Source organism: Spirillospora sp. NPDC000708 (assembly GCF_040299565.1).
Lineage (GTDB): Bacteria > Actinomycetota > Actinomycetes > Streptosporangiales > Streptosporangiaceae > Spirillospora.
The window spans coordinates 101628-125999 of record NZ_JBEPCJ010000018.1; the positions used below are offsets into that span (position 1 = coordinate 101628).

At 65.6% G+C, this 24372-nt stretch carries 22 protein-coding genes, 1 tRNA gene and 1 pseudogene; 10 read left to right on the plus strand and 14 right to left on the minus strand.

What is annotated here, in order from left to right:
• Positions 1–5: 5 nt before the first annotated feature.
• The 3 genes from ABT299_RS15755 to htpX all read left to right on the plus strand — a co-directional run bounded on the left by ABT299_RS15755 (position 6) and on the right by htpX (position 4055).
• Positions 6–1601, plus strand: coding sequence for a complex I subunit 4 family protein (locus ABT299_RS15755; protein ID WP_500251207.1), 1596 nt, complete (start codon positions 6–8; stop codon positions 1599–1601).
• The gene (locus tag ABT299_RS15760; RefSeq protein WP_500251181.1) at positions 1601–3091 is read left to right on the plus strand and encodes an NADH-quinone oxidoreductase subunit N; all 1491 of its coding nucleotides are present in this window, start codon (positions 1601–1603) and stop codon (positions 3089–3091) included. Before ABT299_RS15755 ends, ABT299_RS15760 begins: the two co-directional genes overlap by 1 nt.
• Positions 3092–3200: 109 nt before the next feature.
• Entirely contained in the window at positions 3201–4055 is an 855-nt protein-coding gene (gene htpX / locus ABT299_RS15765; protein WP_387029355.1) for a zinc metalloprotease HtpX, read from the plus strand.
• On the opposite strand, the gene map is transcribed toward htpX, so the two are convergent.
• Together map and ABT299_RS15775 are read right to left on the minus strand one after the other, a co-directional pair.
• Positions 4056–4823 (minus strand): type I methionyl aminopeptidase, encoded by a 768-nt coding sequence (gene map / locus ABT299_RS15770; protein ID WP_500251182.1) that lies wholly within the window; start codon positions 4821–4823, stop codon positions 4056–4058.
• Positions 4824–5006: 183 nt separating this feature from the next.
• Complete coding sequence (locus tag ABT299_RS15775) at positions 5007–5495, minus strand: YajQ family cyclic di-GMP-binding protein (protein WP_387029358.1); 489 nt, start codon at positions 5493–5495, stop codon at positions 5007–5009.
• Between the two features lie 151 nt (positions 5496–5646).
• Between ABT299_RS15775 and ABT299_RS15780 the strand changes: the two genes are divergently transcribed.
• From ABT299_RS15780 to ABT299_RS15790, 3 genes and pseudogenes are all read left to right on the plus strand, one after another.
• Positions 5647–5728, plus strand: a tRNA-Tyr gene (locus tag ABT299_RS15780).
• A 250-nt stretch (positions 5729–5978) separates the two neighbouring features.
• Positions 5979–6590 carry an alanine racemase gene (locus ABT299_RS15785; RefSeq protein WP_500251183.1) on the plus strand — a complete coding sequence of 204 codons (612 nt, stop codon included), beginning with the start codon at positions 5979–5981 and terminating at the stop codon, positions 6588–6590.
• 153 nt (positions 6591–6743) lie between these two features.
• A pseudogene (locus ABT299_RS15790) lies at positions 6744–7016 on the plus strand (type III PLP-dependent enzyme); the annotation flags it as partial.
• A gap of 67 nt (positions 7017–7083) precedes the next feature.
• Here ABT299_RS15790 and ABT299_RS15795 read toward each other — a convergent pair.
• The 10 genes from ABT299_RS15795 to ABT299_RS15840 all read right to left on the minus strand — a co-directional run bounded on the left by ABT299_RS15795 (position 7084) and on the right by ABT299_RS15840 (position 19578).
• Entirely contained in the window at positions 7084–8436 is a 1353-nt protein-coding gene (locus ABT299_RS15795) for a hypothetical protein (protein WP_500251184.1), read from the minus strand.
• A gap of 934 nt (positions 8437–9370) precedes the next feature.
• Entirely contained in the window at positions 9371–10426 is a 1056-nt protein-coding gene (locus ABT299_RS15800; RefSeq protein ID WP_500251185.1) for a hypothetical protein, read from the minus strand.
• A 938-nt stretch (positions 10427–11364) separates the two neighbouring features.
• Complete coding sequence (locus ABT299_RS15805) at positions 11365–12801, minus strand: tyrosine-type recombinase/integrase (RefSeq protein ID WP_500251186.1); 1437 nt, start codon at positions 12799–12801, stop codon at positions 11365–11367.
• Entirely contained in the window at positions 12798–12998 is a 201-nt protein-coding gene (locus ABT299_RS15810; protein ID WP_500251187.1) for a helix-turn-helix transcriptional regulator, read from the minus strand. The genes ABT299_RS15805 and ABT299_RS15810 overlap by 4 nt, the downstream gene beginning before the upstream one ends.
• A 242-nt stretch (positions 12999–13240) precedes the next feature.
• The gene (locus tag ABT299_RS15815; RefSeq protein ID WP_500251188.1) at positions 13241–15223 is read right to left on the minus strand and encodes a YfjI family protein; all 1983 of its coding nucleotides are present in this window, start codon (positions 15221–15223) and stop codon (positions 13241–13243) included.
• Positions 15224–15314: 91 nt separating this feature from the next.
• Positions 15315–15587 carry a hypothetical protein gene (locus tag ABT299_RS15820; protein ID WP_500251189.1) on the minus strand — a complete coding sequence of 91 codons (273 nt, stop codon included), beginning with the start codon at positions 15585–15587 and terminating at the stop codon, positions 15315–15317.
• A gap of 143 nt (positions 15588–15730) precedes the next feature.
• Positions 15731–17923, minus strand: a complete 2193-nt coding sequence (locus ABT299_RS15825) for a cell division protein FtsK (RefSeq protein WP_500251190.1) — start codon at positions 17921–17923, stop codon at positions 15731–15733.
• Positions 17920–19017: a DUF2637 domain-containing protein gene (locus ABT299_RS15830; protein WP_500251191.1), complete on the minus strand. Its 1098-nt coding sequence runs from the start codon at positions 19015–19017 to the stop codon at positions 17920–17922. Before ABT299_RS15830 ends, ABT299_RS15825 begins: the two co-directional genes overlap by 4 nt.
• Positions 19017–19331, minus strand: coding sequence for a WhiB family transcriptional regulator (locus ABT299_RS15835; RefSeq protein WP_500251192.1), 315 nt, complete (start codon positions 19329–19331; stop codon positions 19017–19019). Before ABT299_RS15835 ends, ABT299_RS15830 begins: the two co-directional genes overlap by 1 nt.
• A gap of 79 nt (positions 19332–19410) precedes the next feature.
• Positions 19411–19578, minus strand: coding sequence for a hypothetical protein (locus tag ABT299_RS15840; RefSeq protein WP_500251193.1), 168 nt, complete (start codon positions 19576–19578; stop codon positions 19411–19413).
• Positions 19579–19720: 142 nt separating this feature from the next.
• Between ABT299_RS15840 and ABT299_RS15845 the strand changes: the two genes are divergently transcribed.
• The 3 genes from ABT299_RS15845 to ABT299_RS15855 are packed head-to-tail and all read left to right on the plus strand — an operon-like array spanning position 19721 to position 22097.
• Positions 19721–20590, plus strand: coding sequence for a winged helix-turn-helix domain-containing protein (locus ABT299_RS15845; RefSeq protein WP_500251194.1), 870 nt, complete (start codon positions 19721–19723; stop codon positions 20588–20590).
• Positions 20587–21273 carry an HAD family hydrolase gene (locus tag ABT299_RS15850; protein WP_500251195.1) on the plus strand — a complete coding sequence of 229 codons (687 nt, stop codon included), beginning with the start codon at positions 20587–20589 and terminating at the stop codon, positions 21271–21273. Before ABT299_RS15845 ends, ABT299_RS15850 begins: the two co-directional genes overlap by 4 nt.
• A 5-nt stretch (positions 21274–21278) precedes the next feature.
• Complete coding sequence (locus ABT299_RS15855) at positions 21279–22097, plus strand: phosphotransferase (protein ID WP_500251196.1); 819 nt, start codon at positions 21279–21281, stop codon at positions 22095–22097.
• A gap of 5 nt (positions 22098–22102) precedes the next feature.
• Here ABT299_RS15855 and ABT299_RS15860 read toward each other — a convergent pair whose 3' ends face one another.
• Together ABT299_RS15860 and ABT299_RS15865 are read right to left on the minus strand one after the other, a co-directional pair.
• Complete coding sequence (locus ABT299_RS15860) at positions 22103–22327, minus strand: DUF397 domain-containing protein (RefSeq protein WP_500251197.1); 225 nt, start codon at positions 22325–22327, stop codon at positions 22103–22105.
• A 620-nt stretch (positions 22328–22947) separates the two neighbouring features.
• A complete protein-coding gene (locus ABT299_RS15865) occupies positions 22948–23544 on the minus strand; it encodes a GntR family transcriptional regulator (protein ID WP_500251198.1) in 597 nt (198 codons plus the stop codon).
• A gap of 394 nt (positions 23545–23938) precedes the next feature.
• On the opposite strand from ABT299_RS15865, the gene ABT299_RS15870 reads away from it, so the two are divergent.
• The gene (locus ABT299_RS15870) at positions 23939–24202 is read left to right on the plus strand and encodes a GntR family transcriptional regulator (protein ID WP_500251199.1); all 264 of its coding nucleotides are present in this window, start codon (positions 23939–23941) and stop codon (positions 24200–24202) included.
• The last annotated feature ends 170 nt before the right edge of the window (positions 24203–24372 follow it).

The window sequence follows — 24372 nt, forward strand, 5'->3', positions numbered from 1 at the left end:
TGTGGATGATGGCGATCCCGCTGTTCGGGGCGGTGGCGCTGCTCGTCCCGGCGGACCGGTTCCTGCGCACCGGGTTCGCCGTCCGGGCGTTCGGTACGGGCGTGTCCGCGGCGACGCTGCTCGTCGCGGTCTCCGCGCTCACCGCGTTCGACTTCGGCGACACCTCGCGGACGCAGCTCCAGGCGGACTGGGCGTGGGCGCCCGCGATCGGGCTGCGGTTCCACCTCGGCGCGGACGGGATCTCGCTGCCGCTGGTCGTGCTGACCGCCCTGCTGACGTTCCTGTGCTTCCTGTACACGCTGCGGCATCCCCCGGCGGGCGGGCGGATCCGGCTGCTGACCGCGCTGCTGCTCGTCCTCGAGGTCGGCCTGATCGGCACGTTCACGGCCCTCGACCTCGTGCTGTTCTTCGTGTTCTTCGAGACCGTGCTGATCCCGATGTACGTGGTGATCATGCTGTGGGGCGGCGACGGGCGCCGCGCCGCCGCGACCAAGTTCATCCTGTACACGCTGCTCGGGTCGGGTCTGCTGCTCGCCGGGATGCTGCTCGTGGCCGTCAACGCGGGCACCCTCGACATGGTCCAACTGGCCGCGCGGCATGGCTCCGGTGTCTCCCACGGCATCCAGATCGCCGCCTTCGCGCTGATGGCCGTCGGGCTCGCGGTGAAGGCGCCGATGTGGCCGCTGCACACCTGGCTGCCGGACGCGCACACCGAGGCGCCCACCGTCGGGTCCGTGCTGCTGGCGGGCGTGCTGCTGAAGATGGGCACCTACGGGCTCGTCCGCGTCGCGCTGCCGCTCGCTCCGGACGGCGCGCGGGTGTGGGCGCCGTGGCTCGGGCTCCTCGCCGTGATCGGGATCGTCTACGGCGCGCTCGCCTGCCTCGCCCAGCGCGACCTCAAACGGATGATCGCGTACTCGTCCGTCGGGCACATGGGGTTCGTGCTGCTCGGCATCGCGACGCTCACCCCCGTCGGGATCAACGCCGCACTGTTCGGCAACATCGCGCACGGCCTGATCACCGGGCTGCTGTTCTTCCTGGCCGGAGCGGTGAAGGACCGCTGGGGCACCACCGACATGGACCGGATCGGCGGCGGCATGCTCGGCACCGCGCCGCGCCTGGCGTCCGTGCTGACCTTCGCGTCCGTCGCCTCGCTCGGGCTGCCGGGGCTCGCCGGGTTCTGGGGCGAGATGCTCGCGATGGTCGGCGCGTATCGGCCGCACGCCGACCTGCCGCGCGGCGCGTTCGTCACGTTCATGGCGGTCGCCGGGATCGGTGCGCTGCTCACCGCCGGCTACTTCCTGCGCATGCTCGCCAAGATCACCCACGGCCCCGCGCCGGAACCCGCCGCCGGACCGGCCCCGGCCGGTGGTCCCGAATCCACCGCCGGGCCCGCGCCGGAACCGGGGGTGGGCGGCCCCGAACCCGCCGCGGCCGACCTCGAACCCGCCGCCGCGGCCGGTCCGGGCGCCGTGGTGTCGGCCCAGGAGTACGCCGCCTGGGTCCCGCTGATCGCGCTCACCCTGCTCGTCGGGCTGTGGCCGAAGACCCTGCTGGACGTGACCGCCGCGCCGGTCCGCGCGCTGTTCGGAGGCGGCTGATGATCCAGGGCATCGACTACGCGGCGATCGCGCCCCCGCTGATCGTCGCCGTCGCCGCGCTCGGCCTGCTGCTCGCCGACGCGTTCGACGTCCCGCGCCGCGTCCTCGGCCCGGCCTGCTGCGGTGCGCTCGGCGCCGCGCTGATCGCGGTGATCGCGCTGGCGCCCGGCGACCGCCGCGCCACCTTCTGCGTGCCGGACGCGCTGCGCGGCGGCGGCCCCCGCTCCTGCTCCTACGTCACCGACGACTTCACCCTGCTGTTCCAGGGCCTCGTGCTCGCCGCCGCCCTGGTCGTCGTGCTGCTGTCCCTCCAGGAGATCACCGACTCGGAGATCCCCGCGGGGGAGTACCACTTCCTGCTGCTGTGCGCGGTGGTCGGCGCCCTCACGCTCGTCGCCGCCCGCGACCTCGTCCTGCTGCTGGTCGCGCTGGAGACGCTGTCGCTGCCGGTGTTCGCCCTCGTCGGCCTCCGCCGCTACGACGGCCGCGCGTCCGAGGCCGCGCTCAAGCTGTTCCTCGTCTCCGTCGTCTCCACCGCGATCATGCTGTTCGGCATCTCGCTGGTGTACGGGACGACCGGCGCCATGCACCTCGACCGGATCGCGCCCGCCCTCGGCCGCGTCCCCGCCGACCTGGACCCGGTCGCCGCCGTCGGCGTCGTCCTCCTCCTCGCCGGGTTCGCGTTCAAGGTCGCCGCCGTCCCGTTCCACTTCTGGGCCCCGGACGTCTACGAGGGCGCGCCGCTGCCCGTCGCCGCGTTCCTGTCCGTCGTGTCGAAGGCCGCCGGGTTCGCCGGACTCGCCATCGTCCTCGCCCTCGGGCTCCCCGCGTACGGGCACGTGTGGGGCCCGGTGATCGCCGTCCTCGCCGCGCTCACCATGACCCTCGGCAACCTCCTCGCGCTCCGCCAGCGGACCGCGATCCGGCTGCTGGCCTGGTCGTCCGTCGCCCAGTCCGGCTACATGCTCGCGCCCCTGTCGGTCGGGTCGCACCGCCTCCCCGAGGCCGTCGCCGCCACCACCGCCTACGTCGCCCTCTACGCCGTCATGAACCTCGGCGCGTTCACCGTCGTCACCGGGTTCGCGCGGCGCCGGCTCGACGGCGCCCGGCCCCACCGCGACACCCTGGACGGCTACCGCGGCCTCGCCCACCGCAGCCCCGCCACCGCGACCGCCCTCGCGTTCTTCCTCATCTGCCTCGCCGGCCTCCCACCGGGCGTCATGGGGCTGTTCGCGAAGGTCGTGGTGTTCCGCGCCACCGTCGCGGGCGGCGTCACCTGGCTCGCCGTGATCATGGCGATCAACACCGCCATCGGCCTGTACTACTACCTCGCCTGGGCCGTCCGGCTGTTCACCCCGCCGGTCCGCCCGTTCGCCGACCCGCTGCCCGGATGGCCCGTCCGCGCCGCCCTCGCCGCGACCGCCGCGGGCGCGGTCGTGCTGTCGGTCGCGCCGCAGATCGTCCTCCAGACCGTCTCAGCCGCGACCTAACCTGGAGGCAGGGCCCCGGCCCGGCCGGCGGCCGCCCGCGAAGCGGGAACGTTGAGGCTGGTCACACCGTTGTTGTTCATGGTGGGTCCGGACGGGGAGGCGGTGCGGAGTGCGGTTCAACGGCGTCAAGACGGCGGCACTGATCGCTGCGCTGTCGGCACTGATGCTCGCGATCGGCTGGACGTTCGGCGGCACCGCCGGACTCACCATCGCGCTGGTCATCGCCCTCGCCACCAACGGCGTCGCCTACGTCTTCTCCGACCGGATCGCGCTGCGCTCCATGCGCGCCCACCCCGTCGGTGAGGTCGAGGCGCCGATGCTCTACCGGCTCGTCCGCGAGCTGTCGACCACCGCCCGCCAGCCCATGCCGCGGCTGTACGTCTCCGAGACCCGCCAGCCGAACGCGTTCGCCACCGGCCGCAACCCGCGCAACGCCGCCGTCTGCTGCACCCGCGGCATCCTGCGCATGCTGGACGAGCGGGAACTGCGCGCCGTCCTCGGCCACGAGCTCTCGCACGTCTACAACCGCGACATCCTGATCTCGTCCGTCGCCGCCGCCATCGCCACCGTGATCACGTACCTGTCGCACCTGGCGATCTTCCTGCCGATCGGGCGGGCGGACGACGACGACGGTCCCGGCGTCCTCGGCGCCCTGCTCATGCTGGTGCTCGGCCCCGTCGCCGCCGCCGTCGTGCAGATGGCGATCAGCCGCACCCGCGAGTTCGCCGCCGACTCCGCCGGCGCCCGCCTCACCGGCGACCCGCTCGCCCTCGCGTCCGCCCTCCGCAAGATCGAGGCGGGCACCCAGGCGATGCCGCTGCCGCAGGACCCCGAGCTCGCCACCACCAGCGCCCTGATGATCGCCAACCCGTTCCGCGGCGCCGGCATCGGCAAGCTGTTCTCCACCCACCCGCCGACCGCCGAGCGCATCGCCCGCCTCGAACGCATGGCGGGCCGCCGCTAGCTACGGCGCCGTCAGGACCAGCGGGCCGTCCGGTGTGATCGCGATGGTGTGCTCGAAGTGCGCGGCCCGGCCGCCGTCCGCCGTCGCGATCGACCAGCCGTCCGCCAGCAGCCGCGAGTCGTCCGACCCGCCCTCGTGGAACATCGGCTCGATCGCGATCGTCAGGCCCTCCCGCAGCGGCATCCCCTTGCCCGCCTTGCCCACGTTCGGCACCGCCGGGTCCTCGTGCATCTCCGTCCCGATGCCGTGCCCGCCGCAGCCCCGCGTGATCCCGAACCCGGCCTTGCGCGCCGTCCGCTCCACCGCGTTCGCGATGTCGCCCATCCGGTTCCCCGGCACGGCCGCCGCGATCGCCCGCCGCAGCGCGGTCTCGGTCACGTCCAGAAGCCGCCGGCCCGCCTCGTCCCCGGCCCCGACGAAGAACGACACGGCCGCGTCCCCGCAGTACCCGTCGAGCGTCGCCCCGCAGTCGACCGAGACCAGGTCCCCGTCCTGCAGCACCCGCCCGTCCGGAACGCCGTGCACGACCACGTCATTGACCGACACGCAGATGTTCGCCGGATACGGCACGGGCGCCCAGCTCGGCTTGTAGTGCAGGAACGGCGACGTCGCCCCGTTCTCCTTCAGGATCCGCCCGGCCACCGCGTCCAGCTCCGCGAGCGGCAGGCCCGGCTCCGCGGCCTCCCGCGTCCCCGCGAGGATGCGGGCCACGACCCGTCCCGCCTCCCGCATGAGCTCCCACTCCAGTGGGGTTCGGTACGTCACCATGGCGGAGATGGTAACCACGCCCCTCACCGACGAGCAGCGCGACCGGGGCCGGACCCTCGGCGCCGCCCGCCTCGAACCTTTCTCCGAATCAGAGCGAACCGACGAGCCCGCCGCCGCGTCATAACCCACGAGAGCGCGCCGGCCGCCTCTGCGGGGGAGGCGGCCGGCGCGCTCTCGTCCGCTCTACCGGTAGTTGACGAACTGGAGGGCGACGTCCAGGTCCTTGCTCTTCAGCAGGGCGATGACCTGCTGAAGATCGTCCTTCTTCTTCGAGCTCACCCGCAGCTCGTCCCCCTGGATCTGGGCCTTGATCCCCTTCGGCCCCTCGTCCCGGACGATCTTGCCGATCTTCTTGGCGTCCTCCTGGGAGATGCCCTCCTTCAGCCCGACGCCCAGCTTGTAGAGCTTCCCCGACAACCGCGGCTCGCCGGGATCGATCGCCTTCAGCGAGATCCCCCGCTTGACCAGCTTGTCCTTCAGCACGTCGAGCACGGCGTTCGCCCGCTCCTCGGTGTTCGCCTGGATCTCGATGCTCTCCCCGGACCACTTGATCCCGGCGTCCACGTTCCGGAAGTCGAACCGGTTGGCCACCTCCTTGGCGGCCTGGTTCAGAGCGTTGTCGACCTCCTGCCGGTCGAGCTTCGAGACGATGTCAAACGAGCTGTCGGCCATCGCGCACACTTCCCCTCAGCAGCACCTTCGCGGTCCTGAGAGCGTAGCGACTCGCGACCCGCCCCCGCGGCTCCGCACCGCCCGCCTCCGATGTCACGACCACTCGCCGCGTCCGCTATTCTTTCCAGTGCCGTCGCGAGAGCGACGCCACGGCGGGTTGCCCGAGTGGCCAATGGGAGCGGACTGTAAATCCGTCGGCTTAGCCTACGCAGGTTCGAACCCTGCACCCGCCACACTCACAGGGAACGGCCCCTCACCAGGTATGACACTGGCGAGGGGCCGTTTCGCTACTGTCCGGCTGTCTCTGATCGTTTGCGGCCGTCTACGGCTACGCGGGCCCAATACGGGCCCGCGTTCGGAGGGCGTAGGCGGCCCCCACACCGGCCACAGGCGTCGCTCGGGCCGTCGCCGGGCCTTCTGATGACCTCGGTTCCCAGTGGTGCTTGGCCTCTTCCCCCGGGCCGGCTACGCAAGGCGGCACTCTTGGCGCCGAGCGTGCCGGAGATCTTGTATGCCGCCAAAGCCAACCCCGACGTCCCGATCCTTCGAGCGCTCGCTTCGTACGTCGACGGCATCGAGGTCGCGTCCGGCGGCGAACTGGCGCACGTGCGTGAGGCTTTCCCGGACGCGCGGTTGGCGCTCGGCGGCCCCGGCAAGACCGATGACGAACTCGAACTGGCGCTCAACCTCGGCGTTGAGCGCATCCACGTCGAAAGCCCGCACGAACTATCCCGCCTCGCGCGCATCGCCGAGGCGGCTGGGCGCGAGGTCGAAGTCCTGCTACGGGTCAAGCTCGCCGGCGACCGCAGCGGCGTCGCGCTGGCCATGAGCGGCCCATTCAGCATGGACCCCGAACTCATGGACACCTGCACCGACACCCTGACCGCCTCGCCGCACGTGCGTCTACGCGGCGTCTACACGCACCTAGCGTCCGGGCTCGACGCGTCCGCCATGGCGGCCCAGTCCGCCGAGATCCTTGCGTGGGGCCGCGCGTGGCTCGACAGGATCAGCCACACCGGGGCACGTGAGTTCAACCTCCGCGGTGGCATGGCAGTCGACTACAGCACGCCCGGCACCAGCTTTGACTGGATGTAGTACGGCGCCGAGGTCGCCAACCTCGCGCAGCCGGGCGACACACTGCGCATCGAACCGGGCCGCTCCATCAGCGTCTACGCCGGGTGGTACATCACCGAAATACTGGACGTGAAGAAGGCACACGGCCAGTGGTAAGCCGTCCTAGGCGGCGGCACCATGCACATCCGGACGCCGGTCACCAAGCAGCACAGCCGTTCGACATCCTCACCGGCACCGGCGACGGTCCCGCGGTCCGCCAACGAGCCCGTCACTCTCGTTGGTCAGCTCCGCACACCAAAGGACGTCTTTGCACGCGAGGTCCCCACGGAACGCATCGCAGTCGGCGACCTGGTCGCCTTCTCCCTGGCCCGCGCCTACGCCTGGAACATCTCTCACCACGATTTCCTCATGCACCCAAAGCCCGTCGTCCGTTACCTAGACGGGTGACGGCATATGAGAGGGCTTCGCCGACCAGTTCGGCGAAGCCGTCTTCTATTTTGAGCTCAAAATGGTTTCAGATGCGAAGTTTGGATGCAGTAGCGATCAAGACTCTCTGGGCCAAGAAACGGACCAACTCGATGTCTTTGTCCATGGACTGTGCTTCTTGTGAAGATGGCAGCAACAGCTCAGGCGCCGATTCAGTTCCCTCATCCTTTGTGTGGACGACTCGGCAGCGGATGTCGTAGACTCGAGCTGCGACTTGATCGCGGATGTCGTTGTTCTTGTTTTGTGGATCCAACAGCTTTAGCCCACGTATCGGGTGGGCGGTTGTGAAGTACTTGAGGCTCTCTTTGTCTCTAGAGACGAAGGCCTTCAAACGGTTGTCGTCTATGCAGCCGCGAATCGTTGCCTTAAGTTGGTCACGCTCGTTGCCATAGCTCCTTCCGAAGGACTGAGCTAAGGCGAGCAGTCGCCCTATGTCGCTGTCTTTCTCTGGATCAAAGGACGGATCGCGAACCTCATTTTTGAGGCGGTCGAGTGCTTCCCTGTGGCTGAAGCTAGGAAAGCTATACTCCAAGACCTGATAAAAGGCAAGGAACTGCAGCAGCGGCATTCCTGGCGCCGAGCGGCCATACTGATACAAGTCGAAGGGCTTTTGTTGGTATTCATAGCGTGGGAGCTGTGGAACACTCCCGGCGCGTCTGTTTCGTCGTCCGGCGAATCGAATTTGCGTACGCGGATAATCGGACAGTCCGCACGCGATGTCATGACGGACGTCGAGATCGAAGAAGATGGCACTGGATACGCGTCTAAGCAGATCCAGTGCTTCGTCATGGCGAACGGTTTTTACTCCTTCTAGCCGCAAAACGATCAGAGGACGGTGAATCGACGTCAGGATCGCGAACCGATCACTTGCGGTACCGATCTCGGCTGACAGGGGAAGTGATCCAGAGTTTTTGAACTGCAATCGCCATGGTGAAGTAGGGTCGTCTGTCTCCTCAAAGAAGGATGATTCTTCGTCTTCGTCGAATAGGGTGGACTGACGCTTAGTCATTACCCCAGAAAATCGTCTCAGTGCCGACGGCGGCGTTGCAACCCCCTTTATGCGAGCCTCAATTATGCCAGCGTCAATATAGTGGACCGCCCAGTAATCACCGAGAAACTTGGCTTCCTGAAAGTTCGCTCCCAGTAGGCGTACACAATCGGAAAAGTTTAGATAAACCGGCCGTTTTTCTTTGCCGTTGGGAAGGTCTACTCGCAAGCCGATCTGAAGCTTTTTTTCGACGGCTTCCACGAGCCACTCATAATCGATATTCGCGGCGATGCATCGAGCCTCGACATTGAGGCGTGGATCGTCCGGCGGAAGTCTGCGCTTGAGATCATCTATATCTACATGGGCGGGCAGTTCCGTTCCCTCTTCGGTCATGCTGGAGAGCATAAGGCGCTGCTCATGGGTAGCGCACCGGGTTCAGGAGAGCGACTTCGTCCTAAAGTGGTCTTCAACCACGAGACATCACAAGACTGAGTGCTGCGAGCGCCGCAGGGCGTAGGAGGCCGCAGCAACCATGCGTGTCGCTGCGCCAGTCTGGTAGTTCGTCTACGGAGGTGGGGAGATACGAGGGTAGTCGCAGGGGATGACGGGCTCTCGGGCTTATCACGGGACAGAGGAAGCGCGGATCGCTGCTGAGAGGATGGCTTCCACAGGTCAGAGCCTATTGCGAGCATAGAACGAGGTCCCTTTGTAAATCTGTCGGCTTAGCCTACGCAGGTTCGAACCCTGCACCCGCCACACTCGCAGGGAACGGCCCCTCACCAGGTATGACACTGGCGAGGGGCCGTTTCGCTGCTGTCCGGCTGTCTCTGATCGTTTGCGGCCGCAGGCGTCGCTCGGGCCGTCGCCGGGCCTTCTGATGACCTCGGTTCCCAGTGGTGCTTGGCCTCTTCCCCCGGGCCGGCTACGCAAGGCGGCACTCTTGGCGCCGAGCGTGCCGGAGATCTCCCCGTACCCGGACATCCTGACCGCCCTGCCGCACGTCCGCTAACGCGGAATCCACGCGCATCTGGCGTCCGGGCTGGACGCGTCCACCATGGCGGCCCAGTTGGCTGAAATCATCGCGCGAGACCGTGCGTGGCTGGACAGGATCCGGCCATGCCGGGCCCCGTGAGTTCAACCTCTGCGGCGGCTTGGCCGTTGACTACAGCACGCCCGGTACTCGATTCGACTGGAAGCAGTACGGTGCCGAGCTCGCCGGCCTTGCCCAGCCCGGCGAGACGCTGCGCATCGAACCGGGACGCTCCATAAGCGTCTACGCCAGTCGTACGCCACCGAGGTGCGCTCCATCGTTGCACTCTAAGGGCAGTCACTCCTTCTTTGGGCCGAATGGCAGGGCCTTATCAAGCACCGCGTTCACGCGTTCCGGAGCCGCAACGCCGCCGCTTATCAGTGCGAGGATGGCACTAATGAGCAAGGCTGCCCTGACGCTATCGGCCGCTTGCGGAGAATTGTGAAACGCCGAAGTATTCGGCAACCAGAGAGCCATTAAGGCAAGGATGAGTCCTGACCAAGCGCGTCCCAGTAGAGGGCGGATCCAGGCGCGTAAGCCGACCTCGGGAACCGCTTTAAGAAGCTCTTCTAAATCTTCATTTTGCCACGCAATCAACCCGCCTAAGAGCGACGCCTCAACGCGAATAAAGTCCCCCATGCCGACGGCGGTTGCGAGTGGAACCTTGTGCATACGAATAATAGCCGCTAGTCGTAAACCAAGCCGCCTTGCTTCGCGACGCGCTTGCAGGTCCCACCAGGGCACTCTGCGCAATGCAAATCGCTCGGATTCGCGAGCAATTCTCTCTAGCTCACCTGTTAAGATTACGCAGAATGATCTGTTGGACCATCTGTTGTCATGAGTACACCATTCAACCCAATATGTAATGTCGAGAATGCGCATCATAATGAGGTCAAGCTGGCTTGGGCCGGGATTCTTTCGGCGCCATGACAGATAAAACAGGTCGGCGCTAGCGGCCTGCCAGACAAACGTGAAGATCGTGGCAATGAAAATCTCAATGGCCAATACGCTCCAGTCTCCGCTGGTCGGGTCGCCCTCCTTCTGATCTGGTGTCGCAATCGTATAAGTAGAACAAAGTGCGCTGAACAGTAGAAGAAGTTGCCACTTTCGACGCCTTCCGGGCTTTCTAAGATCCAACCTACTAAGTTTGTGGTCAAGTCGACGACTTGCCGGGGCAGTAAGCGCAGCGGCAAGCCACACAAGAGCGATAAAGACGAGCATTGTCGACCGCACTGCTTGCCCAGTGGAGCTTCCTCTCAGTTCGCTGATCGCGGATCCAAATAAGACGCCCAGAACCAATACAAAAATGAGAGCAATCCCATGCAGGGTGTAGCCCCATGTGGGCGTGACCATCCAGTATGTTCCTCGCCGCATAGCCAGCCTAGTAACACGTGCGCGCAGTCGGCCCCTATCTTCGTCTTCGAGTTGCTTAATCCCATCGACGCGTTCAACGGCCCACCTTAGTTCTTCATGGATTTTTTTTCGGACAGACCCGGCTATGCGCTTATATGCTCGCTTGCTTATCTGGCGACGTATAAGATTGACAAAGAACATGAGGTGGCGACGAGTTGTCGTTAACGTGGCCGATCGTGTGAGATTGAACTGCATGTGTAAGGATCCCTCTTAAGTTCATCTCTGGTTATTGCTTGCTAAGTCGCATTGTTGTCACCTTGGGGACGTATATTCGCTGCGGCATCTTCCTCTTGCTGGGATTATCCGATCGGTCACATAGTCTGAAGGAGGAGCCGCCTGAATGAACTGACCCCGTGAATCTAAGTTCGCATAGGTCAGCCCAGTGAGGCAATGGCCAAAAGTGGTCGGCTCTTCGTCTGGCCATCGCCTCCTGCCTGCACCTTAGACGCCGGCCGCCTTCCCGGCCGCCTGGCATGAGTCTGGCAGGCCTTGTTTGACGCCGATGGCTGGATTTGTGGCGATAACTTGTAATGGGAGAGCTAAGAAGAGTTAGAGAACGCGGGCCAGTATCGCCCGTTCGGCGCTTGTGTGGCGGCAGGAAGTCACGTGGGAATCCCGGCGGGACTGGGTCCGAGTTGTCGCGCCGTTAACTGAGTATATGTGCAAGTCAAGATGTGGCTAAGGCTGCAGATGTGTTCTCTCTGAAAGTCCGTCGGCTCAGCCTATGCAGGTTCGAACTCTGCACCTGCAACAATCACAAGAACGGCCTCTCGCCAGGTAAGGCTCTGGCAAGAGGCCGTCTTGTCGCTGTCCGGTTGTCTCTGACGCGGACGTCTGCGGCTGTGAAGGCCCAACGCGGGCCCACGTTTCTGAAGCCCCTAGGCGACCTCTCCAGAGCCTCCGGAGGTGCCCGACTCGCCTACGGTGGGCTTCCTGATGACCTTTGTTGCCTCCGCAATGCGGCGCTTGGCCTCCTCCTCCTGTCCGGCCACGCACTTGGCGTAGACGCGAAGGAGGACGGCCACGCTGTGGCCTGCCCACTCGGCTACCTGCGCTGGGGGAACTCCCGCACTCAGCCAGGTGGATACGGCGGCGTGCCGTAGGGAGTACGGCGTCTCCGCGAGTGGCGAGGCGGCCTCTTCGGGCGTTAGCGCCTTCGCCCTCGCTGTGCGCCAGGCGCTCAAATACGTCCGGTCGGTCATGATCCCGCCGCGCGGTCCGATGAATAGGCGGGCGCCAGGATGGCCCCGGAACGCTTCGATGTGGTGCCGCAGGAGGCGCACGAGTTCCGGGTGTAGTGGAACGGAACGCGTCTCTCCAGGGGCGCGGTGCTTGAGTGGTTGCCGGTCGCGGGCCGCGCCTCCGTTGGTCCACCTGGACCCGCTACGGGGCTCGGAGTGTGTGAGGCGCAGTTCCCCCCAACCCTCCGGCGGAAGCGAAACGAGGTTCTCGCGTCTGATGTCTATAACCTCCTCAGGGCGCAGCGCGGCGTAGTACATGAGGCCGAAGAACGCGACCATGCGCTCCCCCCGCTTGCCCTGTTGCCTGACGGCGTTGAGAAGACGAGCGGCCTGTTCTGCGTTCACAACCGTCCGCATGTTGAGCGTCTGTACCATCCGGGGCCTGATCCACTTCACTCGCTTGAGTGGGTTGGCGGGCAGGATTGAGCGCTCACACGCGTACTCCATGGCGTTGTTGAACGTGACGCGCTTCCGAGTGGCCGTGGTGCCGGCGGCCGGGCTGCCGTCCTTCTTCCGGCTGAGCCTGTCGAGAACGGACCGCGCGATGGTGGCGCCGCCCCGGTCAGGGGAGAGGTCCGCCATGTCGACGGTGTTCCGCTCCAACCATCGGAGCGTGGGAACGATGCTCGCGGGTGGTTCTCCGCCCTTCTGGAGCCGCTCACTGTAAGCCCAGCTACGCAGGGCGTGGCGGATTTCCTCGCGGTGCGGGGCGCCCTGCGGAGACTTTAGGAGGGCTTCTGTCGCGTCCGTGAGAGCCTCTGCGATACCTCGCCGGTGATTCGGCGAGGCGTACGGCCACTTGGCGGCGGCGTAGTCGAGAGAGAAGGCGTACCAGCTGGTCTCGTCCGCCTCGCGCCCCCATGAGACAGGGTGGCCGGTCTTGAGGTTGAACGCCTCGCCGTTCCTTGCAGCGGTGACGAGTGATGCACGGAAACTGTCGGCCTGAGCCTTGTTGCGAAACGAGTCCTTCCAGCGCTTCGGGCCGACCTTCCAGCGGACGATGTAAGACGTCACCCTTGAGCCGTGCCGAACCTGCGTTGCGTGAATGCGGACGTCGAACGTGGTGTCCTTCATCGGGAGTCGTCCTCGCATGTCGAAAGCCAGCGATCTAGTTCGGATCGAAGGATCCGAAGCGACTTGTTCGGAAGGGTGAGACACTGCGGGGCGCGGCCTTTGAGGCGCCAGTCGTAGAAGGTCGACGGGGAGATCTTGAGTTCGGCGCATACCTCGGCGACGGTGAGCTTTTCGTCAAGCTGCGTCTTGGTAGGCAATCGCTACCTCGATTTCTCCGGCTTGTGTGATCGGTCGAACTGGTGGCCGGTGGCGTGCTGGTGGCTGTGCAGCGGTCACGGGGAGCGACGTCAACGGCGGAGGGGCGGCGGCCTACAGCGGTGAAGCACGTCAGCGGAATCCCGCAGAATCGTGCTCGGGGGCTTTCCGCTGGATTCTGCTGACAGGCTGCACTGCTGGCAGCCGGGAGCGACGGTGACGCGCTGCAAGCGTTCTGCCGTAGTCATCCCGTCGCCCCCGTCGCCTCCGGATGCGTCTCGTACACGGGGCCTGCCTTGCGGCCTCGCCCGGTCCTCGGTGGTGCGGGAAGGCGTCGAATCCAGCCGTGAGACTCCAGAACACGGAGCGCCGGGTCTAGGTCTGCGACCTTCTTAAAGCGCCGGAGAGACGAGAGCACGTCACGGGCGCCGAATTGTGTGGTTCCGGTTCGTTCGATCCAGTCGAGTAGGGCGCGTGCGTCGGCAACGGCCGGGTCGGCTCCGATGGCGTCGTATGCCGCTTGGGCGTGCACGGTGAAGTACTCGCCGATCTGGCGCGCGTTCTGGAACGTGGCGAGGCTGATGGGGCGGTTCCATCCCTCGCGGAAGTGTTCTGCAATGTGGAGGAGTGCGGCGATCCTGAGAACGGCGCCTACGTACTTGCCGCCCCAATCGGTCATGTGTGCGAGGTCGCCTGTGCCGGGGCGGAAGCGCGGTTCGGTCTCTGCCAGTAGTGACAGGATTTCATCTTCGGCGTCCGGTGCGAAGCGGAGCGTTTCCGGGTCGGAGAGCGTGTGCAGCGAGAGCACGAGAGCCGTGATGTTGGCGCGGTAGGTCTCTTGGATCTGCTGCGGCATCGGTTCGGGGTTGGGGTTGCGGTAGCCGAGTAGTGACTTGGGAACCGAGTAGAGAAGTCTGCCGAGTAGACCTTGTTCGTGGAATTGCGGTGTCTCCCCAAGACGGGTGAGGACTCCGGGTTGCGTGCAGATTCCAAGCGTGACCGTTGCAGCAGGGATGCGCTCGGAGGGACGCCCCATGCGGTCGATACGCATTTCTTCGCCAGCGTGGCCGGATTTGAGGATGGCGAAGTTCGGGGCGCCGGAGTAGCGGCCTGCAGCGATAGAGAAGACCTCGCCCTCCGGCGAGAGGATCGCGAATCGCCCGCCTTGCTCGGCGAGGTGGGATGTCAGCCGTTCCACGGTGGCGTCATCCGAGAACAGGCACGGTTCGGCCGGAACAGTGGCCTCTTCGAGTGCGAGACGGGCCGTCTTCGCCTCGTCCAGAGCGGCGGCCTGTTGGGTGGCGTCTACCGCGCTCGCTGCGGCCTTCTCTGTCTTCTCGGCACGCGCTTCGGCGACGCGTCGGGCGATGACGGCCTCAGCAATGACGGGCTTGGCCTCTTCGATCAGGATCGTTTCGGCGGCCCGGATCGGGGCTGTCATGTGCTTGTAGACCTCGGACTTGCGATTGCCGGGCGGCAGCACAACGAGCGTGAAGAGGTTGGTTGGCTCCGTCCAGGCGGGACCCCGGACCCATACCTTGCCTGCGGCTGCTACGCCGAGAACGGCGAGGGCGAGGCATCCGGCGAGGTCGGCGGGAGTCTGTGTGCTCTCGGCGAGGCGTGCGGCGTACTCGCCCAGCCAGTCAGGGAACGCCCAGACAGGAAAGGTCGGCAACTCCGGAGTGGCGGACAGCGGAGCCGGAGCGGGCCAACCCTGTGCGTTCATCGCGGCGAGGGCGGTCATTTCGCCGGCAACGGCGCTCCGCATGTCGTCGTCCTGGTCGCCGGTCGCGCCGTACCCGATTTGCATGAGCCGGGTTCCGGTCTCAGTGACCCGCCGCGCGTAGGCAAGGCGTCGAACGAGTTGGGCGTAGTAGGCGGCGTTCGTGGCGCTCGGTACCTGACTGATGAGCGTGTGGAGATAGGGCGCACCGCCGATTTTCGCCAGTTCTCGCGGGTCGATCACGGCGGCGACGGCTACGGGTTCGCAGGGGGCGCCACGATCGGCGAGGTTGGTGATGCCCTCCCAGATCACCCGGTGAGCGGGGCGGTAGAACTCACTCCCGTCCAGCACCGCGCGAACGTCTTGCAGGGCTGCCCTGGACAGCATGACCGCGCCGAGTACGTTCTGCTCCGCTTCGATGTTGTGCGGGAGCGGCCTGACGAAGTCGGCGAGGTTAGCCGGGGTGTCCTGGTCGCTATCGACCTGGTGACGCGGGGACGTCATTATGAAGGTGCCTCCATCGGTTTCGTGATCGGTCGGGGCGCGGCCCTGGTGCTCGTGCTTGGTGGCTGTGGCACCGGGGCCGCTTCGCCCCCTAGCGCTTGCTGCGGTTGCGCGTGTCCGTCAGGTACGTCCAGAGGCGGCGGCCGAAGCGGACCTGAGCGGCGCGCCCGCCGCACTTGTCGCAGTAGCGCCACGCGCGGCCGGTGGGGGAGCGGAACCGTCCGGCGCCGCCGCACTTTCGGCACGCTCGGAACGGCCAGACGATGCACGAGACGACGTAGGCGACGGCGGCGACGACGGCGAGGAGGACGAACGATCCGGCGTTCGATCCGCCATCGCTAGCGGCGAGGATGATGGGGGTCACTGGGCCTCCTAGGGCTGTTTTGGGCATGGCTGTACCTAGGGCGCTAGAACGCTTGTTCGCTGGTCAGAGGGAAGATGTGCCGCTAGCGGGGCCGCTAGGTCTAGCGGGCGGGGGCGCTAGACCTAGCGGCGCCGGAGCGTCGGTCAGGGCGTGCCGGAGGTCTTCCGCGCGGCCTCTAGAACGTCCTCGCGGACGATGCCTCGCCGGTTCGCCCCCTTGCCGTCGTCGTCCTGCCCCCAGACCTGCCGAGTGTTGATCCCGTAGGGCTTGAGGGCGTCGGCCAGCTGGCCGGGCGTCCACCCGGCGTACAAACCCGGGCGAAGCTCGGCGAGGCGCCGGACGACCGTTTCCGACCAGATCTTGTCTTCGCCGGGGGCGATGACGGCGGCGACGTCGTCAACAAGCGAGATACCGGCGTCGGCGGCCGTCGTGTCCTCCCCGACCGCGTAGCCGGTCAGGGTGCCGGCGGCCTTCCGCATGGCGCGAGCACGGTCGCAGATGAGATCGGCGGACAGGTTGTCGACGTAGTACGAGCGGCCAATTTGCGGGTCGTCGGCGTCTCCGACCAGGTACCCGATGCCCTTGTCTCGGAGGCCGAACGTCGTGGCACGGATCCCGTTCCGGTACGCCGACGTGCCGAGAACCATGTCGTTTTCGACCTGTCCCATGACCCGCAGACAGAACCGGATCCCGACGTTGGCAGAGACGCCGGTCGGGAGGGACTCCTTGTCCGGGCGCTGCGTGGCCAATAGCAGGATCACGCCGAAGGCGCGGCCCAGCTTGATGATCGCGGTACAGAGTTCGGCGGCCTCAGCGCCGTAGGCCGGGTGAGCGAACAGGTTCTGGCACTCGTCGATGATGAACACGAGCGGCCGGAGGCGAAGGGACGTCTTCGCAGCGAGTTGCGGCGTGACCTTGTTCTCCGGACACACGTCCTTCGGCAGCTTGCGGAGCGTCTCCGCGCGCCGCGCCAGCTCCTTCCGGACCTCGCGAAGCGAGGCGAGGCATGCGGCGAGGGTCTCGTCATCCTGCCCGGACCCGTAGTGGTGGGCCACCTTCTCAAGCGCGGACAGGTCGCCTGAGCCCTTGAGTTCGAAGGTGCGGAGTTCGGCGAGGGCATCGAGCGCGGCCGCCAGGGCGAGGATGCGGAGCGCGAACGTCTTGCCCATCCCCGGCATGGCAGCGATCAGCGCATTCGCATACATGAGCGTGACCGCGATGGTTCGGCCGCGCTGGTCGGTGCCGAACGGGATCGGCTTGAACAGGTCGGCAGTGCCGGACTTCGCCAGCGGCCACGTCGGAGGCTTGACCTGGTTCATGTCCTGGTCCCCGACCCACAGGACGAGCCGTCCGGCGTGCTGGTCGTGGGCGGGCTCTGGCCAGACACAGCCGAGAGGGCGCCGGAGGCCGGACGCGAGGCGCTCGCGCCGGTCCATGATGTCGGTGACGGTGACCCCGTACGGGAGGTCAATGTCCGCGCGCCATCCGGGGCCGTCGCGTGTGATTGGCGCGGGGAAGGTGATTCCGGCGCCGCCCTTGCCGAGTGCCTTGTTGATCTCAGCGATGCCCAGGGCGCCGAGAGCGCGGACGATGATCTCGCTCGTCAGCTTCGGGGCGCTGGTCGAGACGACGGCCGGACCCATGAGCGGCTTGTCCGCCGGTGATCCGATCCAGCCGAGAACCGCGACCAGGGCGGCGAGGGCGGCGGCCTGCGTGACCCCTCCCGCGGCTGCTACGGCGGAGGCTGCGAAACCGGCGCTGGCCACTCCGCCGGAGGCGACCAGACGACGCCACCGGACCCGGTTGTCACGCTCGCGCAGTAGCCGGAGGTAGGTGTCCGCGTCGTTGCCGTCGACCGCGTTCAGGCGGAGCGGCAGGGCTTCTGCGTCGCACGTCCAGCGCCACGTTCCGGCGATGAGTCGCCAGAGGCCACGCGGGGAGCGGAGAGCGAGCGTCGTGGCATACAGCGGGATCCGGGCGGCGTGGTATCCGGCGATGTGGGCGCCGTAGTCGACTGCCCATCGGAGAGTGGTCGTCGCCTCCTCACGGTCCCGGAGCCAAGGGGCGATGATCGGGCGGCGCTTGGCGCCTCGCCCCGCGAGGAGCCGTGTCCGGAACTCTTGCCGGCGGGGCGTCGCCCGGTCGACCAGGATCGTCCCCTCAAGCGCGTCGTCCGCGTCGTCCGGACTGTCCGGAGCGGACGAGAGGAGCGGACGGTCCCCGTTGCCCTCGCCGTTACCGGCGTTGTCGAGGAGCGGCCTGTCTGCGTCGGTCAGTTGGTCGGTGAAGGGAAGGGGGAGGCGGACCACTTCGGCCATCGGCTTGTTGAGGTTCATCGGTTCCCCTCGATCAGGTCGTGTTCGGCCGGGGCGTCGTCGGTGTTCGGTTCGGTCGGATCGGTTGGCGCCTCCGTCTTGAGGCGGGTGAGGAGAGCGCTGGCGCGCTCGTTGCTCACGGCCTGGTCGGCCTCGCGGAGAGCGGCGGCGAGGTTGTCACGGTTGAGGGGCGCGCCGCGCGATTCGAGATCGGCGACGATGCGCCATCCGAGCGGCATGAGATCGTCCACGTCCGGACTCGTCCGCTTGGCGCGTGCGGACCGTCCGCGTCCTCGGGAGCGGACGGTCCGGCGCTTCGTCCGCTCGTCCGTCTGCCCGCGCTGGTCGTCCGTCCGGTCGTCCGTCCGGGACGATGGCGGTTCGATGGCCGGACGCTCGTCCGCGCTGTCCCTGTCCTCGCCGGGCGTGAGTTCGCCGAGTCGGTAGAGGGCGCGGACGCGGCGCGGAGCCTGCCAGCGCCACGCAACCTTGCCGTAGGCGTCCTGGAGTTCGGTGAGCGCCAGCAACCTCGCTCGCTCGCGTGTCAGCGCGTCGGAGTACGAACGGATCTCCCACAGCACCATCCGGCGCCACAGAGCGGCCGTCCGGAGCGGGGACAGGAGCCACCGTGAGGACCGGATACGGTCCATACGGGTCCCCGCCTCGATCCCCGCCCGTACGCGGACGACGTGTGCGGCGACCTCCACGGCGATGACCCATAGGCACGGTAGGACGGCGTGAGCGACCTTGCCGAACGTGGACGGCTCTCCGGCAACGTTCAGGTAGACCGTTGCCGCTGTGAGCGTCCAGGGGATGAGCCGGAGCCACCGCATGCGCATGTCCAGCCGCGCGAGGACGATGTCAAGGGCGGCGAAGATCCCGATTCCCAGGTCGACCCCCAGCGGGACACTCCACCGGAGGCGACCGAAGGACGGGCGCGCGGCCTCAGCGACCGCTGCGAAGCTGTTGACGAACCCCAGCAAGCCGAGAACGGCGACTAGGGCGGCAACGACGGCAACGGCGGTGAACTCGTTACCGGACAGCGACGGGGTGCGCGTGGCATCGGCCTCACCGTGCCCGAACGACGGCGGGGGCGAGAACGTCCGAGCGCTCATCAGACGGCCCCCACCCGCGTGATCGTCTCGGTGTCGATGTGCTCGCTGAACAGCGTCCTGAGCGTCTCGGCGTCGAAGGTGCCCCAGACACCGGGCTCCGGCGAACCGGCAACCGCACGGTCCAGGCACCGGCCCAACAGGGGGCACGCGAGGCAGACCTCAGCGGCGACGAGGAGCCGGGCGGCTTTCTCCTCCGGCGACTCGGTGGCGTCCTGCGGACCCGTGTGCAGCTCCGGGTCGTAGAGGCACGCTGCGTCGGTGAAGCCGAGAGCCTCACAGGCGGTGAGAGAGAGCTTGGACGGGTGAAGGGTCATGACTTCCTCACTGATCGGGTCGTGATCGATCGGGGCGCTGTCCCGGTCTCGTGCTGGTGGCTGTGGCCGGGACAGACGTCTAGGACTGGAGAGCGGCGGCGAACTTCCCCGCCGCGTCGGCGGCCCGCATGACGAGCACGCCCACGTGCTTGACCAGGTCTGCGGCGGCCTGGGGGTTCTTGTAGGCGAAGAGCAGGAACACCACGAGGGCGACGTACCGGCCGTACTTCTTGGGCTGCGGGAACATGCGATACCTCCTGAGCGGAAGTTCCTGGCCAGCTTGGCTAGTCAGGGCTGCTGAAGCCTCATCATGACCAGCTTGGCTAGTCATGTCAACGACATCTTGAGGATTCTTCTGGCTTGGCTAGCCAGCACGTACGCTTGCGGGCATGAGTGCGGACGACGACTACCTCGGTGACCTGGACCCGGATGACCCGCGGATCCCGTCGCAGCAGATCGCAAACAAACTTCGAGCGGCGATCCTGACTAGCAAGCTCAAGCCAGGGGAGAAGCTGCCCTCGCAGCCGGAGCTGGCGAGCCGGTACGGAGTCGCCCGCGAAACGATCAAGGCTGCGCTCCGGACGTTGCAAGCCGAGCGGCTGATCGTCAGCCGGCAGGGGAGCGGCTCGTACGTACGTGCGCAGACTGAGCGGCCCATCGGGCTTCGCCCCCATATCGAGGCGGCTTTCGAGCGCCCGCATGTCTCGATCGACTTTTCGGGATTCTCAGGTGAAACCCTCCACAACACCCTGATCGAAGTGCTCGACAAGGTTCGGGCAGGTCGCCTCACGCCGGAGTCGCTAAAGATCAGAATAATGATGTGCGACACGGCCGCGAATATGGCCTTGCCGCGTCGAGTGGGGACGGATACCGCAGAGGAAGCAATCAAAGAACGAGCGGGCCGGATTGCGAGCCGCGCCGTCGATGGGATCGTGGACGCCGTTCACGAACTGGTGGACCTCGGGCTCGTCAAATCAGCAACGGCGGAGGTCCGGGTCCATGAGTTGACCCCCTCCTTCAAGCTGTACATCCTCAACTCGCAAGAGGTCTTCTACGGGCTCTATCCCGTCAAGCAGCACAACATTCGCCTGAACGGAGGGCAGGCGGATATCTACGACCTCCTAGGCAAAGACTCTACCCTCTTTCACTTCTCTCTGGAGGACGGCGACGGGGCATCGAGCGGACCTCAATTCGTAAAAGAGGCGCAGGGATGGTTTGACTCGTTGTGGGGAACGATCGCTCGTGAGTACACGCCGTGACCTCGCTCAAGTCTCTCGTGTGGACAGCCCGAGCCATCCTGCTCGACTTTGACGGGCCTGTCTGTCACCTGTTCTCCGGTCTCCCTGCTCGCGAAATCGCGCATGACATCCGCTCGTTCCTGCTTCGGAAGGGGGAAAGTCTGCCGGAATCGATGATGTCGGCGAGCGACCCACTAGCGCTTCTTAGATGGACTGGGGCTGTGGCTCCGCACCTCCTGTCCGAGATCGAAGAGATACAAACAGTGTCAGAGATAAAAGCCGCAGGTCTGGCAGCGCCGACTCCGGGGGCCGCGGAGTTGGTTCGATCAGCGGCAGCGCTGGGCCTCCCGGTAGTTATCGTGACCAACAACTCGGCGAGCGCTGTGAGGGCTTACCTTGAACGCCGGATCCTCGATGCCTCCATCATGGGGATCTCTGCGCGAGTTCCGGGGAGACCCGACCTGATGAAGCCCGATGCTCATCTTGTTACCAAGGGCGTTGAGATCTCGCGGCAGTCAGCACACACCTGCCTACTAATCGGTGATTCCTCGACCGACATGCAGGCCGCAAAGAAAGCAGGCGCCCACAGCGTTGGCTACGCCAAGAACCCATCAAAGATCCCAGAACTAGCCGACGCCGGCGCCGACTGCGTCGTTCAAGGGATCGTGGACGTTGTAGATGCCATGGCTCATCAGAGGAGCTAGCAGCAGTGGCGACGAAGAAGATAGACATCCCAGCTGGGGTAGCGGAAGCCGTTACGAGACGCTGGCCTGATCTCGCTTCCGCTTGGCTGGGTGGCGCCCCTGATGAGCTAGAGCGACTCTGTGAGAGGTATGAGGGGCGCCCCGTCCGGGCCTTTCAGGCTCGCTATGCGTTCGTTGTTGAGATCGCCACGGCTCACGGCCGGTTGGTGTTGAGATCTACGTCCGATCCGCTTGGGATGGACCAGGCAGAAGTATCGCGGGAACTTTCCCGTATCGATGTGGGGCCGCGTATCTACGATGTGTTGCAGACACCACTCAGCGTTTGGACCGTAGCCGAGCGAATCCGTCCAGGGAACTCTCTAAACGGTAAAACCGTGTCGCTTGAGCGTCTAGCTCCGCTCTTTCAAAAGATGCTGGATCAGAAGGCAGCCAACGACGGGCGTTCTACTCTCGCGGACTGGCTACGCTCTCGCCTCGATGACGACAACCTGAGCGACCTCGCGCCTAGGAGCGTGAGGATTCTGCCCCGTGAACGTCGACGAGCCCTCTCAGTCCTTGAGGACCTGGAGGCCAGTTCGCCGAACACGATTTGTCACGGCGACACATCCTCGGGAAACATTCTCGTGGGGCCCGATGAACGACTCTTCTTGATCGACCCTAGAGGCATCAGCGGCGACGTTTGCTATGACGTGGCGGTCGCTGCGTGGAAGACCGCCCGAGATGGCGAGATACGGATTCGTGCTACGGATCTGGCGCGCATTGTCGGAGTAGACGCGACACGTGTCGAGGCTTGGTTGGAAGTCGCGAGAGCCGCCCGTGTATAGCGGACCTAACTACCTTGGATCGCCCGAATGAAATTATGCCACTCGACGTCGCTCATCAGAATAATAGGGCCCTTCTGATCTTTGGAGTCACGGATGGCCACAACCACCCCAGGTCCCTTGGCGACTTCGATACAGCCAGTCTGATTCAGTTCCTCGCAGCGCGTAGACTTCCGAAACTTCATGTACTCCATCTTCTGATTCTCTCTGTCGAAGGCGGTGGGCATGCGCATGCGAAGGCGGCGTAGGAGGCCGAATTGACTCGGTAAGTGTCATATCCTCGATCTATTGCCGCAATTGCTTGTTCGTACCTCGGATCGGCGGTAGCTCGGCCGTCGGTAACGAGCAACTGGCGCACGATACGCCTCGCCGCTGTGCGGTCGTGGCGCTCCGGAAGTACTTCCCAACGGCCGCGACGTGAGGTGGCCACGTGCCAGTGATCGGAACGCATGCTGCCTCCTACCTCAGTGAGTCTGAGCGGCCCCGAGGGCTTATTCCCCACTCTGACAGCAACTTCTTCGTGGCATCCGCCGCGTACAACGGCTCAGAGCACGTTCCGAGCAGGGCACCTGTGCTCGACCGGTACCACCAAGCTCCTGGACCACGTACGACCACGATGCTGTCTCCCACAGGCGAGGACTTCTCGGCGGACACGTACAGCGTCGGTGGGATCTGTCCATAGCGAGCTTCTGTTGCCCACCTATGGCGCCTCAGTTCGCTCCCGAGCCTTTCTAGGCGACGGCAGGCCCATCGCACCTTCCACTGTTCTGCGGAGGACGTGCCGGCTTCGCTTGCGCCAGGATCTAGTTCACGTGCATCGGACTGGCGGGGTCCTACATCGTCCCTCTCGTCCTCAGGCATTACTGATCCTTTCTCGACTCTCCGAGGCAACTCTCACGGCCGCTCGGGATCGTAGGGCGTTGGTTTCCTGAGTCAGCTCGCGAAGCTTTTCGGTGAGTTGCGTCGAGCAATCGAAGGCAACTTGGGGATCTGCCATCGTTTGGATCATCAACGCGGCCTGCCGGTGCAACTCTTCCAGACCTTCAATCGCTGCGATGAAGGTCCTTGGTGCGGGTTGACCGAGTGGCGGTAGGGGAGCGGTGCCATCGTCATTGGCGCTGACGAAGGATCCGCTTCCCTTTCTGCTGACTATAAGCTTCTCAGTGGCCAGTTGCCGTAGAGCAGACTTGACGGTTTCGCGTGCCACCCCGTAGTGCGATGAAAGCTGATTCTGGGAGGGCAGCTTTGTGTAAGGTGGGAGTTGTCCGGACCGAATCGCTGATCTGATCTGGTCCGCGATTTGCTTCGACGGTGGCCGGGAATCGTCTGAGCTCAGGTCACGGAGGAACTCGGTGCCGCCTGAACTGCTCGGCGAGGTGTGTTCATCCAGGGACCTGCCGCCCGCCTGCGTGTCGTTAGCTGGCTCGCTTCTGCCGACCCTGTACTTCATGGCCGCATCACCTCGCGCGTCCTTCGGCCAGGGCTGTTCATGGACGGCCGCCCATGCGAGCCCGCCGGGCAAGGGCCTTGGGGTGTGGCTTGACCTTCGGCCGTGTGGCCTCAGCGACGGCGAGCCGCTCGGCGAGGCGTGTCTGTGCATCGCATAGGAGCCACAACTCTCCCTCTGTCCGTGCGTCCAGCTCGGACACGGCGCCCCACTGGCGTTGGTAGTCGGTGAGGTCGACGAGCCGGGTTGCCACGTAGGTGCGGTCTTCGAGTGTGATCGTCCACCCGGAGACCGGAGGGACGCGGGAAGGACACATAAGACAACTATAGATCGCACTAGACATCTATAGAAAGCCCCTGGTGTTTACCCAGGTCAAGGGCTGTCTACGGTGATCTACGTGGCTGACGAGCGTGCGTACCCCATCGAGTGGGATCCCACTGAGTACCGCTATATCCAGATCGCAGACCACATCGAGCAGCAGATCCGAGACGGCATCCTGCCTGCGGGCGCTGCCTTGCCGTCAAATCCGGATCTTGCTGAGGAGTACGGCGTTGCCCGGATGACTATTCGGCGTGCCATCGAGATCCTTGTTGAACGTGACCTCGTTGCCGTCCTGCGCGGCCGCGGGACCATCGTCCGCCGGCAAGCTCCCGAGGCGTGACGGCGCCTCGCTTTCCTGCTTCACCTGGAAGCGGGCTAGGTGCCCGGGATTACGTTCATGCTAAGCCTCAACACTGGATGAGGACTGCCGATACGCGGTCAAAGCGCCCGGCGTTGCAGGGTGCTGGACGGTTCGCGCCAGGCATGCGCCTCGCCAGACCAGCCCAGCAC